The organism is Pseudomonas marginalis, assembly GCF_900105325.1.
In the GTDB taxonomy this organism is placed as follows: Bacteria; Pseudomonadota; Gammaproteobacteria; order Pseudomonadales; family Pseudomonadaceae; genus Aquipseudomonas; species Aquipseudomonas marginalis.
The window spans coordinates 609,933-624,360 of record NZ_FNSU01000001.1; the positions used below are offsets into that span (position 1 = coordinate 609,933).

At 62.0% G+C, this 14,428-nt stretch carries 14 protein-coding genes and 1 pseudogene; 8 read left to right on the forward strand and 7 right to left on the reverse strand.

From position 1 onward, the window contains the following. Window positions 1-178 precede the first annotated feature (178 nt). The 5 genes and pseudogenes from BLW22_RS35780 to BLW22_RS02935 all read right to left on the reverse strand — a co-directional run bounded on the left by BLW22_RS35780 (window position 179) and on the right by BLW22_RS02935 (window position 6,248). Window positions 179-841 carry a sensor histidine kinase gene (locus BLW22_RS35780; protein WP_370671269.1) on the reverse strand — a complete coding sequence of 221 codons (663 nt, stop codon included), beginning with the start codon at window positions 839-841 and terminating at the stop codon, window positions 179-181. A gap of 60 nt (window positions 842-901) precedes the next feature. Continuing rightward, window positions 902-985: pseudogene (locus BLW22_RS35785) on the reverse strand (hypothetical protein); the annotation flags it as partial. 569 nt (window positions 986-1,554) lie between these two features. Then, window positions 1,555-3,369 (reverse strand): DAHL domain-containing protein, encoded by a 1,815-nt coding sequence (locus tag BLW22_RS02925; RefSeq protein ID WP_074844052.1) that lies wholly within the window; start codon window positions 3,367-3,369, stop codon window positions 1,555-1,557. A 10-nt stretch (window positions 3,370-3,379) separates the two neighbouring features. Then, window positions 3,380-4,348, reverse strand: a complete 969-nt coding sequence (locus tag BLW22_RS02930) for a cytochrome-c peroxidase (protein ID WP_065948876.1) — start codon at window positions 4,346-4,348, stop codon at window positions 3,380-3,382. Between the two features lie 25 nt (window positions 4,349-4,373). Then, window positions 4,374-6,248: a putative bifunctional diguanylate cyclase/phosphodiesterase gene (locus BLW22_RS02935; RefSeq protein WP_074844054.1), complete on the reverse strand. Its 1,875-nt coding sequence runs from the start codon at window positions 6,246-6,248 to the stop codon at window positions 4,374-4,376. 219 nt (window positions 6,249-6,467) lie between these two features. Here BLW22_RS02935 and BLW22_RS02940 point away from each other — a divergent pair, with 219 nt between their 5' ends. From BLW22_RS02940 to BLW22_RS02950, 3 genes are read left to right on the forward strand one after another with little or no spacing between them, the layout of a single operon-like run. Beyond that, a complete protein-coding gene (locus tag BLW22_RS02940) occupies window positions 6,468-7,784 on the forward strand; it encodes a response regulator c-di-GMP phosphodiesterase, NosR family (protein WP_065926546.1) in 1,317 nt (438 codons plus the stop codon). A gap of 32 nt (window positions 7,785-7,816) precedes the next feature. After that, on the forward strand, window positions 7,817-8,230 hold the full coding sequence (locus BLW22_RS02945; protein ID WP_065926545.1) for an NUDIX hydrolase: 414 nt from the start codon (window positions 7,817-7,819) through the stop codon (window positions 8,228-8,230). 5 nt (window positions 8,231-8,235) lie between these two features. After that, window positions 8,236-8,742 (forward strand): GNAT family N-acetyltransferase, encoded by a 507-nt coding sequence (locus BLW22_RS02950; RefSeq protein ID WP_065926544.1) that lies wholly within the window; start codon window positions 8,236-8,238, stop codon window positions 8,740-8,742. A 50-nt stretch (window positions 8,743-8,792) separates the two neighbouring features. On the opposite strand, the gene metR is transcribed toward BLW22_RS02950, so the two are convergent. Beyond that, window positions 8,793-9,710, reverse strand: a complete 918-nt coding sequence (gene metR / locus BLW22_RS02955; protein ID WP_027604617.1) for a transcriptional regulator MetR — start codon at window positions 9,708-9,710, stop codon at window positions 8,793-8,795. A 182-nt stretch (window positions 9,711-9,892) separates the two neighbouring features. Between metR and BLW22_RS02960 the strand changes: the two genes are divergently transcribed. The 5 genes from BLW22_RS02960 to BLW22_RS02980 all read left to right on the forward strand — a co-directional run bounded on the left by BLW22_RS02960 (window position 9,893) and on the right by BLW22_RS02980 (window position 13,445). Continuing rightward, entirely contained in the window at window positions 9,893-10,912 is a 1,020-nt protein-coding gene (locus BLW22_RS02960; protein WP_065926543.1) for an alpha/beta fold hydrolase, read from the forward strand. A gap of 55 nt (window positions 10,913-10,967) precedes the next feature. After that, window positions 10,968-11,621 carry a DsbA family oxidoreductase gene (locus BLW22_RS02965; protein WP_074844056.1) on the forward strand — a complete coding sequence of 218 codons (654 nt, stop codon included), beginning with the start codon at window positions 10,968-10,970 and terminating at the stop codon, window positions 11,619-11,621. A 125-nt stretch (window positions 11,622-11,746) separates the two neighbouring features. After that, window positions 11,747-12,667, forward strand: a complete 921-nt coding sequence (locus BLW22_RS02970) for an arginase family protein (RefSeq protein WP_065926599.1) — start codon at window positions 11,747-11,749, stop codon at window positions 12,665-12,667. Further along, window positions 12,664-13,044 (forward strand): DMT family transporter, encoded by a 381-nt coding sequence (locus tag BLW22_RS02975; RefSeq protein ID WP_065926541.1) that lies wholly within the window; start codon window positions 12,664-12,666, stop codon window positions 13,042-13,044. Before BLW22_RS02970 ends, BLW22_RS02975 begins: the two co-directional genes overlap by 4 nt. Further along, complete coding sequence (locus BLW22_RS02980) at window positions 13,041-13,445, forward strand: DMT family transporter (protein WP_065926540.1); 405 nt, start codon at window positions 13,041-13,043, stop codon at window positions 13,443-13,445. The genes BLW22_RS02975 and BLW22_RS02980 overlap by 4 nt, the downstream gene beginning before the upstream one ends. 53 nt (window positions 13,446-13,498) lie before the next feature. Here BLW22_RS02980 and BLW22_RS02985 read toward each other — a convergent pair whose 3' ends face one another. Next, a complete protein-coding gene (locus BLW22_RS02985) occupies window positions 13,499-14,269 on the reverse strand; it encodes a MipA/OmpV family protein (RefSeq protein WP_065926539.1) in 771 nt (256 codons plus the stop codon). Between the last annotated feature and the right edge of the window lie 159 nt (window positions 14,270-14,428).

Sequence of the window (14,428 nt, forward strand, 5' to 3'; positions counted from 1 at the left end):
GAAGTCGCGGCGCGTAGACATGCTGTCCTTTCCTTCGGCGATGAGGGTCCAGGCCTCACGTTCAGCACGCCACCGGCATGCAATCGTGTTGCTTGTGTGGAGTCTCGAGTCGGGAAAAGGGGCTGTCTACTGTCAGAAATAACAGGGTGCGCAGGGGCGGATGATTCGGCGGCGTGTCCTACGCCGCCGTCTGCCGAATCGGCAATACCACGCGAAACTTCGTGCCCTTGCCCAGTTCGCTGCTGACAGAGATATCGCCATGGTGTTTCTTGACGATGCCGTAGGAGAGTGACAGTCCTAACCCAGTGCCTTCGCCCACCGGCTTGGTGGTGAAAAACGGGTCGAAGATTTTCTGCACCGCCTCGGGGGCAATCCCGCAGCCGTTGTCCGCCACTTCCAGCCACACGTTCTCGCCTTCCACGCCGTTGCTGATGGTGATGATGCCGCGCTCCGGCCCCATGGCCTGCGCCGCATTGATCACCAGGTTCATCACCACCTGGTTGAGCTGGGAGGCCAGGCATTCGATCTCTGGCAGCGGCGCGTAGTGCTTGACCACATCGGCCTTGTACTTGAGTTCGCTGGCAACGATGTTCAGCGTCGAATCGATGCCCTGTTGCAGGTTTGCGAATTGCCAGGTCTGGTCGTTGTCCACCCGCGAGAAGTTTTTCAGGTCCTTGACGATCTGCACCACGCGGCCGATGCCCTCCTTGGACTCGCGGATCAACACCGGAATGTCTTCCTGTAGAAACTCCAGTTCCAGGCGGGTGCGCAAGGCCTTGAGCTGCTCGTGCTGTTCACCCGTGGCGAGGCTTTCTTCGGCCTGCCGGTAAGCCTCCAGCATCTGTTGCAACTGGTTGAAGTAGCCGTCGAGGGTGCTGAGGTTGGAGGAGATAAAGCCTACCGGGTTATTGATCTCATGGGCCACGCCCGCGGCGAGTTGCCCCAGGGAGGCGAGTTTTTCCGACTGCACCAGTTGGCTTTCCAGGTGCTTGCGCTCTTCGATTTCCAGCTGCAGCGCGTGGGTGCGTTGTTCCACCAGCCGTTCCAGATGAGTGGTTTGCAGGGTGGCGCGACGTGCCATGTCCCATTTATTGGCCAGGGTGTTGGCCATCTGCTGGACTTCGATGTTATCGAACGGTTTTTTCAGGATCAGCAAGCGATCATGGCCTTGCAGGCGGTCGAGCAGGTCCTCCCAGGAATAGTCCGAGTACGCGGTGCACACCACCACTTGCAGGTCGGGGGCGACTTTCCAGAGCTCTTCTATGGTCCTCGCGCCGTCCCAGCCCTGGGGCATGCGCATGTCGACAAACGCCAGGGCATAGGGCTGCTGGTGCGCCATGGCGGTGATGAGCAACTGCAGGCCTTCTTCGCCGCCGTAGGCCGAGTGCAGGTCGAAAGGGGGGGCCGTGGGTTTGCTGGTTTCACCGAACAGTGCCGACTCCATGTCATCCAGCTCCTGGTTGGATTCAGTGGGCGGCATCAGGATCTTGCGGAAATCCTCATGAATCGACGGCGTGTCATCAATCAACAGGATGCGCCGGTTGGGAGGCTGGTTCATACGAGGCTTCCGGCAGGAATGAGGGGGATAGTCAGGGTGAATAGCGCGCCCAGGCCCGGCCCGTCGCTGTGGGCGCTGAGGTGGCCGTCCATTTCGACGGCGGCCAGGGCGCAGCTGTGCAGGCCGAAGCCGTGACCTTCCTTGCGGGTGGTAAACCCGTGGGTAAATATCCGGGTCATGTTCTCGGCCGGTATGCCTTCGCCTTCGTCCTTCACGCTGATCTGCAACCTGTTGCCCTCCAGCGACTGGACTGTCAGGGTCATCTGCCGTGGCCGGTCGGTGAGGTTGGACATGGCGTACTTGGCGTTGCTGATCAGGTTGACCATGATCAGCAGCAAGCGGTGTTTGTCCCCGAGGACTTCCGGTACCTGCCCATAGTGCTTGACCACCGTGACATTGTGCCGGCTCAGTGCCCCCGCGTTCATGCGCAGGGCGTCTTCCATCAAGGTGCTGATCTGCACCGGTTCCTTCATCGAGGGCGCGCCCGCATAGGATTGTTGGGTGGAGACGATGTCCTTGATATGGTCCACGCTCTTGCTCAGTTGCCCCAGCTCCTCGATCAGGCCTTGCTGCTCGACGGCAATGGCGTCCACCAATTGGTTCAAGTAGCCGGGCAGCAACTTGCCCTTCTCATCCTCGGTGATAAAAGTGCCCAGGTCGCCCTGGCGTTCGTTGATCAACTGCATGGCCTTGCCCAGGCCCATTGCCTTGCTGCTGCGCAGTTTGCGGGTGACCAGGTCGGCGGAGATGTTCACGCTGTTAAGCACATTGCCGACGTTGTGCAGCACGTTGGTGGCGATCTCCGCCATGCCGGCCTGGCGCGCGCTGTCCATCAGCTCGCTCTGGGCATCCTTGAGCTGTCGGGTACGTCGTTCCACACGCTGTTCCAGGGTTTCGTTCACCGCCTGCAAGGCGCGGTTGACGCGGTTGATCTCGGCGAAACTACGCAGCAGGCGAACCGCCAGGAACAGCAGCAGGGCCACCAGCATGGTCGAGAACACCAGCAGGTAACGGTGGTATTGCTGCTCGACCAGGTCGAGGGCCTGTTGGTCCTGGTTGAGGTGGGTGGTCAGGTCATCCAGGCGTTCGGCTACCGGAATGGCGGCGATCTGTTCGAGCAACGTGTTCACCACCGGCTGCTCGCGCAGGATCAGTTCGATGTGATTGCTCAGGATCTCCACCGGGCCGCGGAATTCGCTGGGCAGCAGTTCCTGGTTGACGGCCAGCTTGCCCAGGCCGACGAGAATGTCGGCGGCGCGCTCGTCGCTGGTGACCTGGGCGAATTCAAGGCTGCTGAGCAGCAAGTCGTAGGTGTCGGTGGCCACGCTTTGCAGTTGCGGTTTTGTATCGTCGTTCACCTGGTTGAACTGCGCCTGGATATCGTCTTCGGCGGTCGGCAGGAAGGCCAGGGAGTTGCGCAATACCGCGTTATGGGACTTGAACTGGTCGACGCGCCGGGCCTTTTCCTGGATGGCCGCCTGATAAGCCTGTTGGCTGGCTTGCCAGGCGGGCAGGTCTTGCGGGCTGTGGTACGAGCCGCGTGCTTCCAGTTCGGCCCACAACCGGGTCATTTCCGTCAGGGGCGTCACCAGGGGGTCGTAGTTGTGGGTGATGGCGATCCTGGCCTTGAGGACTTCGCTGTCCCACTGGGCATTGAGTTGCTGCAACTGCCGGATCAGGTCCCGGGAGTGGGTGTAGGAAGACGACTGGTCGCTGGACGACTTGATGTACAGAAAAATCAGGGTCGAGGCCAGCAACAGGGTGATCAATCCCAAGGCCAACTGGCTGGTGCGGCGGCGAGAAAGGGTCATGACGGTCTGCTCATAAAGGCTTGCCTTTCCATTCGCCGGTCAGGGTCTTGAGAAACTGGATGATCAGGTCTTTATCCTCCTGTGAAGGATTGCGCCCCAGTTGGAACTTGAACATGACGTCGACGGCTTCTTCCAGGGTCTTGGCCGAGGCATCGTGAAAATACGGGGCCGTGACCGCGACGTTACGCAGGCTGGGGACCTTGAACACGTGCCGGTCTTCCTCATCCTTGGTCAGCAGGTAGCGCCCCAGGTCCGACTCGACGGGGTTGCCGCGGACCTTGAAGTAGTCGCCCATCACGCCGAATTTCTGGAACATGTTGCCGCCGATGTTGATGCCCTGGTGACAGGCGATGCAACCGTAATCCTTGAAGCGCTGGTAGCCGTACTTTTCCTGGATCGTGAGGATGTCCGTGTTGCCCAGCAGGTACTGGTCAAACCGTGAGTTGGGCGTCAGCAGCGTGCGTTCATAGGTGGCCAGGGCGTTTTGCACATTGGCGGCGGTGACGCCATCGGGGTAGGCCTGCTTGAACGCCGCCTGGTAGGCGGGCAGGGCGGTCAGGTTCTGCACCACGGTGTTCCAGTCGCTGCCCATTTCCACCGGGCTGATGACCACTTGCTCGACCTGCGCTTCCAGGGTGTCCACGCGGCCATTCCAGAATTGTTTGAAGTTCAGGCTGGCGTTGAAGACCGACGGCGTATTGATCTCCACGGGTTTGCCGTCGAAACCCAGGGAGAAGGGCCTGGTGTCGGCGCCCCCGGATTCGAGGTGATGGCAACTGGCGCAAGACAGCGTGTTGTTCACTGACAGGCGCGGCTCATTGAACAGCTGGCGGCCCAGCTCGACCTTGGCCGCATCGAGGTGCGGCACCGGCGGCAGGGGTTTGAGCGCTTCGTCCAGCGGCGCGGCCGTCACGGTCGTCCCCAGGCACAGCCCCAACGCGAGGATGGAGCCGAAATGGTAGGTTGAAACGTCGCTCAAGCGAGCACTCCTTGCAGGCATAGGGCTATTGGTCGGGCATCAGTGTGGGGCTGCCCACCTGCAGCAACTGGGCGAAATCCTTCGCAGGCACGGCCTTGCTGAACAGAAAGCCCTGGCCTTCTTCACAGTGCTGGGCTCTCAGGAAGTTCAGCTGTTCGACGGTCTCTACCCCTTCGGCGATGATGTTCAGCTCCAGGCTCTTGCCCATCCCGATGATAGCGCTGATCAGTTGCGCGTCCTGGCTATTTTCGTGCAGCCCGCGCACGAATGATTGGTCGATCTTCAGCACATCGATGGGAAAGCGTCGCAGGTAGCTGAGGCTGGAGTAGCCGGTGCCGAAATCATCCAGGGCCAGGCGCACGCCCATGGCCTTGATCCGGTTCAGGATATCGACCGTCTCGTCGACATTCTGCATCAGCACGCTTTCGGTGATTTCCAGCTCCAGCTGGTTGGGCGGCAGGCCGGTCTGCTTGAGGATGGCGGCCAGGTTGTCGACAAACTCCCGCTGGCGGAAGTCGATGGCCGAGATGTTCACCGAGATGCGCAGCGGCGCCAGGCCCATGGTGCGCCAGGCCTGTGCCTGTTCGCAGGCGTGGCGCAGCACCCACTGGGTCAAGGCGACGATCAGCCCGCTGTCTTCGGCCACCGGAATGAAGTCGGCCGGGTGGACCCAGCCCGAGCGCGGTTGAAACCAGCGGATCAGCGCCTCTGCGCCGAGGATCCGCCCGGTTTTCAGGTCCAGCTTGGGCTGGTAGTGCAGCGCAAACTCATCGTGCTCCAGGGCCTGGCGGATCGCGCTTTCCAGGTTCTGTTGATGCCGGGCGCGCAGGTTCATGTCTTCGGTGTAGAAACTCAGGTCGTCCGGGCCACGCTCCTTGGTGGTGTGCATGGCGGTTTCGGCGTGCTTGATCAGTTCCACCGCAGTGCTGCTGTCATTCGGGTAGATGCTGATGCCGAGGCTGGCGGTAACGCTCAGGTCGTGCCCCGCGACATGCCGGGTAACGCTGATGGCCTGGAGCACCTTCTGGGCGATGTGCTGGGTTTGCTGGGGATGCTGGACATCATTGAGCAGGATCACAAACTCGTCCGAACCATAGCGAAACACCGAGTCAGACTCACGCACGGCCGCCACCAGGCTTTGGCTGACCTGCTGGAGCACCTCATCCCCCACCGGATAACCCAGGGCGTTGTTGATGCGCTTGAAGCGGTCGAGCCCGATAAACATCACCGCCAGTTGCGTATCATGGCGCCGGCCCAGGGCAATGGCCTGGGTCAGGCGGTCGCCCAGCAGCGTGCTGTTGGGCAGCTCCGTGAGCGCGTCGTATTGCAGCAGGTGCGAGACTTTCAGCAACTCCTGCACGCGCTCCTCAATCGTGCGTTCGAGCCCGATCACCTTGAGGGCGGCATCCTGGGCGAGCTGCCATTTCCAGGTCAGGGCGCTGGCCATCTGGCGGATTTCCAGGTGGTCGAAGGGCTTTTTCAGGATCAGCAACTGGTCGTTGTACTTCAATCGCGCCTCGATCGCTTCAAAGGAATAGTCGGAATAGGCGGTGCACAGGGCGATCTGCAGGTTGGGATCGACGTTCCACAACTGCTCGATGGTTTGCAGGCCGTCCCAGCCGGGCGGCATGCGCATGTCGATGAACGCCATGGCGTAGGGGGTGTTGGTTGCCAGGGCCCGACTCACCAGATCCAAGGCCTCCTGGCCCTGGTAGGCGGAATCGAGGATAAACGCCTGGCGAGCAACGGCCGTTGTGCCGAACAGGGTCTGCTCAAGGGTATCCAGGGAGGGCTCGGCGTCGGCGTCGGCGCACAGGATCTTGCGAAAGTCCAGGTGGATGGACGTGGCATCATCGACGATCAGGATGCGACGGTTGGCCCGCCCTGCGTTCGGGTTCATAGTGCGCGCCTTATCTGCAAACGGTTCGACGGCATAACCATTCCTTCCTTGGTTCCATGGCTGAGCGGGGCGCAGACCTGCCGTGACAGTGTAGTCGAGGTCCCTTGAATTCGGCGGCCAGTTGGCGTCAAATCAACTCCGCGCCTTAAGCGAGGGAAGATGGCTTGGCACAGGGGTTCAAATCAGCTCAATTCAGTTCAATGTGAAGGCGCAACAGGCATGGATGAACAACTTGCGACGAAACCCACTATTTTGCTGGTCGACGATGAAGAGTCGATCCTCAACAGCTTGCGCCGCCTGTTGCGCGGCCAACCCTTTGATGTCGTGCTCGCGGGCGGCGGCGCCCAGGCCCTGGAGATCATGGCCGCCCAGCCCATCGACCTGGTGATGAGCGATGCGCGCATGCCCGGCATGGACGGCGCGCAGCTGCTGGCCGAGGTTCATCGCCTTTATCCCGCCACCAGTCGCATCCTGCTCACCGGCTACGCCGACCTGCCGACGATCATCAAGGCGATCAACGAAGGGGCGATCCACCGCTATATCGGCAAACCCTGGAACGACGACGAACTGAAGCTGATCCTGCAGCAGGCCCTGGAATTTCAGCGGCTGGAGCGCCTGGCCCATCAGCAGAACGACCAGCTCAAGCTGTTGAACGCCACCTTGGAAAAACGCGTGGCAGCACGCACCAGTGAGTTGCAACAGACCGCCGACATGCTCGACCTGGCCTACGACGAGCTCAAGCGCAGCTACGTGACCGGCACCGAAGTGTTTTCGTTGCTGGCCAACCTGCGCCTGCCCAAGAACAAACAGACCAACCGCGCACTGATCGAACTGGTGCGAGTGTACTGCACCGCCCAGTCCATAGACGAAGCCAGCGCCCGCGACATGGCCATGGCCGCCGCGCTGTACAACATCGGCAAGCTGAGCTGGAGCGACAGCATGTTGATCGAGCCGGCCGACAAGCTGCACAGCACCGATCGCGAGCGCTACCGTGGCTATCCGGCCCAGAGCGAATCGCTGCTGATGACCCTGGAGCCGATGAAGGATGCGGCGCGGATCATCCGTCATCACCAGGAGCGCTGGGACGGCAGTGGTTTTCCCGACCACCTCAAGGGCGATGCGATTCCGTTCGGTTCACGCCTGCTGAAACTGGCGGTGGACTTCATCGAGTTGCAGAAAGGCCTGATCCTTGAGCGGCACCTGAACAGCGATGAAGCGCTGTTGTATATCCGCAAGTATGCCGGGCGTCTCTACGATCCGGACCTGGTCGAGGACTTCATCCTGGCGTGCGCTGCGTTTCTCAGTGACGTGACCCTGGGCGATCCGACCGTCAAGGTGCTCACCACCCGTGAGCTGGAAGACGGCATGGTCCTGGCGCGTAACCTCAACGCCGATAACGGCATGTTGCTGCTTAACGCCGGCAAGGTGCTGAACCTGCCGTTGGTGGACAAGCTGATTGCGTTCGAGGCGATGGAAGGCGCCAAGTACAGCGTGTTCATCAAGGAGCCGGACGAGAGCGAAGGGGTGCTCCATTAATTTTCATTTTTTGAGTTCAAGGTTTTCAGTTCATGCCTAGCACTATCCGTATCGCCGCTGCCCTGCTGATCGGCAGCGATGGCCACACCTTGCTGGTGCGCAAGCGCGGTACCCAGGCCTTTATGCAACCCGGTGGCAAGATCGACGCCGGTGAGCAGCCCGTCGAGGCCCTGGCCCGCGAGCTGTACGAAGAGCTGAACCTGCGCATCGAGCCCGGCGACGCGGTCTACCTGGGTCACTTCTCGGCCCCTGCGGCCAACGAACCGGGGTTTACCGTGGACGCTGAATTGTTCCAGGTGCAGATCGATGCTCCGGTCAGCCCGGCCGCTGAAATCGAAGAGGTGCGCTGGATCGACCCGGCCGGTGATGGCGGCCTGGTGCTGGCGCCCTTGACCCGTGACCTGATCCTGCCGTTTTACCGCGCGTCACTGACCACGCCGGCCTGACGCGAATGAGCGTGCGTGCGCTGGGGGCCAACGATGCCGAGGCTTATCGGGCGTTGATGCTGGAAGCTTACGGCGCCTATCCCCAGGCGTTCACTTCCAGTGTGGCCGAGCGTGCGTCGATACCGTTGAGCTGGTGGGAAAAGCGCCTGGAGAGTCCGCTGGATCGTTTGCTCGGCGCGTACGTCGACGGGGTACTGGCCGGCATCGTCGGCCTGGCCTTCGAGCCTAGGGAGAAGGCACGGCACAAGGTGACCCTGTTCGGCATGTACGTGAACGCGGCTTACCAGCAGAAAGGCTTGGGCCGGCGATTGGTCGAGGCAGCGCTGGATGAAGCGCGCCGACATCCGCGGCTGAAAGTGATCCAGCTGACCGTCACCGCCGGCAACGATGCAGCGTTTGCGCTGTACCGCCGCTGCGGGTTTATCCAGTACGGCCTGGAACCGTTGGCGGTGCGAGTGGGCGTGGACTACTTCGACAAAATCTACATGTGGCGCGAACTCACGGCTCACTGAGATCCAATGTAGGAGGGGCTTGCCCCTCTCACATTTGGAACTGTGTTGTTTCAGCGTACCGCGCTCACGCCATCCAGCGTTGAAAACGACGTATCTTTTGCCGTCAGCAAAAAATCGCGCATATACGGCGCATCCAGCATGTCCGCACGAATCCCCGCATACAGCGTCGCAAACAAGCCTTTCTCGCCCAGGCGCTTGGCCTTCACGTAGCCGCGCGAGCTGTATTCATGCAGCGCCCAATGGGGCATGCCGCACACGCCACGGCCGCTGGCGACCAGTTGCATCATCATCACCGTCAGTTCCGAGGTGCGCACCTGGGCCGGTTCCACATCGGCCGGTTCCAGGAAGCGGGTGAAGATGTCCAGGCGGTCACGCTCCACCGGGTAGGTGATCAGGGTTTCGCTCAGCAGGTCTTCGGGCACGATGTACGCCTTGTTCGCCAGCGCGTGCTGGTTGGCCACGGCGAGCATGGCTTCGTAGGTGAACAGCGGCACATAGGTGATGCCCGGCAGCTCCAGCGGGTCGGAGGTCACCACCAGGTCCAGGTCGCCACGGGCCAGGGCCGGCAGTGGCGCGAACGCAAAGCCCGAGGCCAGGTCCAGCTCGACTTCCGGCCAGGCATCGCGGAATTGGTCGATGGTCGGCATCAGCCATTGGAAACAACTGTGGCACTCGATCGCCATGTGCAGGCGTCCGGCGGTGCCCCCGGCCAGGCGTGCAATATCGCGCTCGGCACCACGCAGCAGGGGCAGGGTGGCGTCGGCCAGTTGCAGCAGGCGCAGGCCGGCGCTGGTGAAGCGCACGGGTTTGGTCTTGCGCACGAACAGCGGCATGCCCAGGCGCTCTTCCAGCTCCTTGAACTGGTGGGACAGCGCCGACTGCGTCAGGTGCAGACGCTCGGCGGCCTCCACCAGGCTGTCGGCTTCGCGCAGGGCGTGCAGGGTCTTGAGGTGACGGATCTCGAGCACGGGCTCTCCATGAAGAAAATTTGTGACGAAACGGAATAGCGTGAGTTTGTCTCATGTTGCAATCCATGTCGACCATGACCGCCGGGCACTCTTCATCAAACTGTCATGGAACTGTGGCAGCGCCCTTGAACAAACTTCATCAGACTCGCGCTCTACTGGGGTTCTGCGTTTCGGTGTTTTTCATGCGCGTGTTGTTTTTACTGGCCGCTCTACTGTTCGGCCTGCCGTCTTTTGCGGCGTCTCGATGTGATGTCAATGTCCCGACCCAAACGGTCGACCTGGCCCAGGTGAGCATCGCCTACCAGAGTATCGGCCGTGCGTCCGACCCGGCCTTGCTGCTGGTGATGGGCTTGGGCGGGCAACTGATTCACTGGCCCGACGAAGTCGTCGTTGCCCTGTGTCAGCAGGGTTTCCGGGTGATCCGCTACGACAACCGCGATGTCGGCCTCTCCACCTGGCGCCAGGCGCCGGCGAACGCCAACCTGACCTTTGAAGTGCTGCGCTACAAGCTCGGCCTGCCGGTATCGGCGCCGTACACGCTGACGGATATGGCCGATGACGCCCTGGGCCTGATGGACGCCTTGCAGGTCCAGCAATTCCACGTACTGGGCGCAAGCATGGGCGGCATGATCGCCCAGCACCTGGCGGCGATGGCGCCCCAGCGCGTGGAAAGCCTGACCCTGGTCATGACCAGCTCCGGCGCCGAAGGCTTGCCGGCCCCGAATGCGGCGCTGGTGCAATTATTGTCGCGACGCAGTGCGCCGAATCGTGAAGTGGCGCTGGAGCAGCAGGCCGATTTGCTCGCGGCGCTGGGCAGCCCGACTGTGAAGGACGATCGCCAGGTGCTGCTGCACCAGGCGGCGCTGTCCTATGACCGCGCCTTCAACCCGGACGGCGTGAAGCGCCAGATCATGGCGATCCTCGCCGAACCCAGCCGTGTGCCGCTGCTCAACCAGCTGCGCGTGCCGACACTGGTGGTCCACGGCACCGCCGACCCGTTGCTGCCGGTGATGCACGGCGTGCACCTGGCGGCGCATATCCAGGGCAGCCAGTTGAAGTTGATTCCCGGCATGGCCCATCGTTTCCAGGAAGCGTTCAAGGCGCCGCTGCTGACGGCGGTGTTGCCGTACCTGCAGGCTCATCGTGAAGATGCCGCACATTGGGCGCAGATTGACCCGGTCGCGCCTTCGAAGCTGCTGTGACATTGGTGTATCGTGCACCCTTTACGGCGTATTGAAGCCTGCGAGGTTGCCTGTCATGAGTACTCCCCTGAAAATCGATTTCGTCAGCGACGTGTCCTGCCCCTGGTGCATCATCGGCCTGCGCGGCCTGACCGAAGCCCTCGACCAGCTTGGCACCGAGGTGCAGGCCGAGATCCATTTCCAGCCGTTCGAACTGAACCCGAACATGCCCGCCGAAGGGCAAAATATCGTCGAACACATCACCGAGAAATACGGCTCCAGCGCCGAAGAGTCCCAGGCCAACCGTGCGCGTATCCGCGACATGGGCGCCGAGCTGGGCTTTGCCTTCCGCACCGACGGCCAGAGCCGTATCTACAACACCTTCGACGCACACCGCCTGCTGCATTGGGCCGGGCTCGAGGGCTTGCAGTACAACCTCAAGGAGGCGTTGTTCAAGGCCTACTTCAGCGATGGCCAGGACACTTCCGATCACGCCACCCTGGCGATCATCGCCGAAAGCGTCGGCCTGGATATCCAGCGCGCCGCCGAGATTCTCGCCAGCGATGAATACGCCGCCGAAGTCCGCGAGCAAGAGCAATTGTGGACCTCCCGTGGGGTGACGTCAGTGCCGACCATCGTGTTCAACGACCAGTACGCCGTCAGCGGTGGCCAGCCGGCGGAAGCCTTTGTGGGCGCGATTCGCCAGATCATCAACGAAGCTAAAAACTAAAATCGGACACTGATCCAAATGTGGGAGGGGGCTTGCCCCTCCCACATTTGTTTCTCACTGTCCTTGAGGTAAGCGCTGGCCCGCCCCTTGCATCGACCCCCTAAAGCCATAGGGGAAACATGACCTTGAACATTCTCGACCTCGACCACAGCCTCACCGGTCAGGCACCGATTGCCCGGCGTCTGGCCAGTGGCCGTGCCACGCGTATCGACCTGCTGGACCTGGGCCCGAAGCTGCGCCTGTGGTCCACCGAAAAAACCTGGAAGCGCTTCGCCGAACGCCTGGCCCGGCGGCCCCGGCCCACGGATGCGCGTCCGGAAATCCTGTTCGTCGGTTCCGGCGATTATCACCACCTGACGCCGGCGTTTCTGGCCGACCTGAAAGAACCCATCAGCCTGATCCACTTCGACAACCACCCCGACTGGGTGCGCTTTGCGCCCAGGCGCCACTGTGGCTCGTGGGTCAACCGCGCATTGAACATGCCGGCGATCAAACGCATCGTCACCCTCGGCCCCTGCAGCGATGACCTGCATAACCCGCAACTGCGTGGCGGCAACCTCGGTGCCCTCAAGCGCGGGCGCCTGCAACTGTTCCCCTGGCAGCACCCGCCGTCGAAAGTCTGGGGCCGGGTCGGCGATGGCGCCGGCCACCAGCAGCAGGAAAACCACCTGCACTGGCGCAACCTGGCGGAGCTGGACTGGCCGGCGTTTCTCGAGCAGATGATCGGCAGCCTGCCCACCGAAGCGATCTGGATCACCATCGACAAAGACGTGCTCGCCAGTGAAGACGCCGCCACCAACTGGGACCAGGGCGGCATGCGCCTGACCCACCTGCTGCAAGCCCTGCGGGCGCTGGCGGCGCGCAAGCGCATCATCGGCATCGACGTGTGCGGCGAGTTCGCCACGCCGGCGTTCAGCAACGCGTTCAAGCGTTGGGAAGCCAAGTCCGACCAGCCGCCCGCGGAGCGCTGGAGCCCGGAGGATCTGCAGCGCAACGCCGCCACCAATGAAGCCCTGATCGACCTGTTTGAGGAGCTGTTCCCGTGAGCCTGACCGTGGTGTTACTCGTGGCGTTTTCCATCGTGCTCGATGTGATCGGCCAACTGTGTTTCAAGCTCGGCCTGGACCGTTTGCCGGAGTTGGAGGGCGGCTTTCGCCTGAATGCGTTCTGGGGCCAGGTGTTCAATGCGCCGTTGCTGTGGGCGGGGATCGGTGCCTATGTAATCGAGTTTTTCGTGTGGCTCGAAGCGCTGTCTCGTGCGCCGTTGAGCCTGTTATTCCCGGCGGCGGCCCTGGCTTATTGCGGGGTGGTGCTGGCGGGCAAGGTGGTACTGGGCGAAACCGTCAGCCGACGTCGTTGGCTGGGCACGCTGGTGATTACCTTGGGTGTGATGCTGGTAGCGATTGCTGGGAGTCAGGCATGAGTACGCAAACGATGCATACCGGTTGGTTGCATGGGCGCCTGGGCACGGTGGTGCTGTGGGCCTTGCTGATCTGCACCGAGAGTGCCGGGCAGCTGTTTACCAAAGTTGCAGGGGACCAACTGGGGCAGATGGATTTCAACTGGCAGTGGTTGTCCGAGGTGGCGCGTAACCCGGGGATCCTGGCGGCGATCGCCAGTTACATCGGCGCGTTTTTCGTGTGGATGCTGATCCTGCGGCGCAGCAGCCTGTCCCTGGCGTTTCCGCTCAGTTCGCTGGTGTTTGTGGTGGTGTTGCTGGGTTCGTGGCTGGGGCTGGGGGAACATATCAGCCCGCTGCACTGGGTAGGCGTGGCGGTGATCATCGGCGGTATAGCGCTGCTGGCCGAAGGCGAAGAAAACTGAAACACGAATTCATGGGGAGTGGGCTTGCCCCTCCCATATTTTGTTCGAAGTGATCAATCGAACTTGTAGCTGATCGCCGTTTGTACCTGGCCCTGGTTCACGTCGCCGGTCTCCTTGACGATGCTGCTGTTGGCCGCCGAACCCACCAGGTGCACCCAGCTGGCGCTGGTCAGCAGTGACCAATTGGAGGCCAGGGGGAATTCGAAACTCTGGGTCAACGTGAGGTTCTGGAAGCCGCCGTTGGCGTTATACGGACGAATACCAGAGGCCGCGGATTCATTGGCGTCCACCCCGAAATAAGTCTGGGTCTGGCGCGCATCGGCGAAATTCGCCGCCAGGCCGCTGCTGCCGATCACCCCGCCACCCAGGGGGTAGCCCAGCTCGCCGCCGACCTTGCCCAGCGCGCCGCTCTGCGAGTGCCCGCCGCCCACGGCCTGGCCCATCCGGGCGTACACGCGCCAGAAGTCGGCCGGCGCGTATTGGATGAAGCCGCCCACTTCCGCCATGTCCGACACATTGCGCAGGCCTTGCAGCTCACCGTTGGAGGTACGCCCCTGCAGGTAGTTGATATAGGGGCCGGCGGTAAAACCGTTGGTGTTCAGGGCGCTCCAGGTCAGGCCGTCATCGGTGCTCAGGCTGACGTTGCCCCAGTCCAGGTCCAGGTAGGGCACGGGGCGGGTTTCGTAGCGGCTGCCGGTGGGGTCGTGGGGTTGATAACTGAGGCCCGCGCCGGCTTCACCGGTGACCGGGGCTGCCAGGGCGGTGTCGGCAATGCCCCACAGCCCCAGTAAACCGGCGAATACAGCGCAAGTGAGTTTGAGCATGGAGCAGGTTCCTTATCTGGACATGCGCGCATGAACGCGCGAAGGGCATCCCTTGCGCAAGCACTCATCTTGTTTGTAGCGAGCTACAAAAATTGTAGCTTGCACGACACATATCTCCACCGCTAACGCCAGAACCCCCAGCCCGGCTGGGCTTCAGCC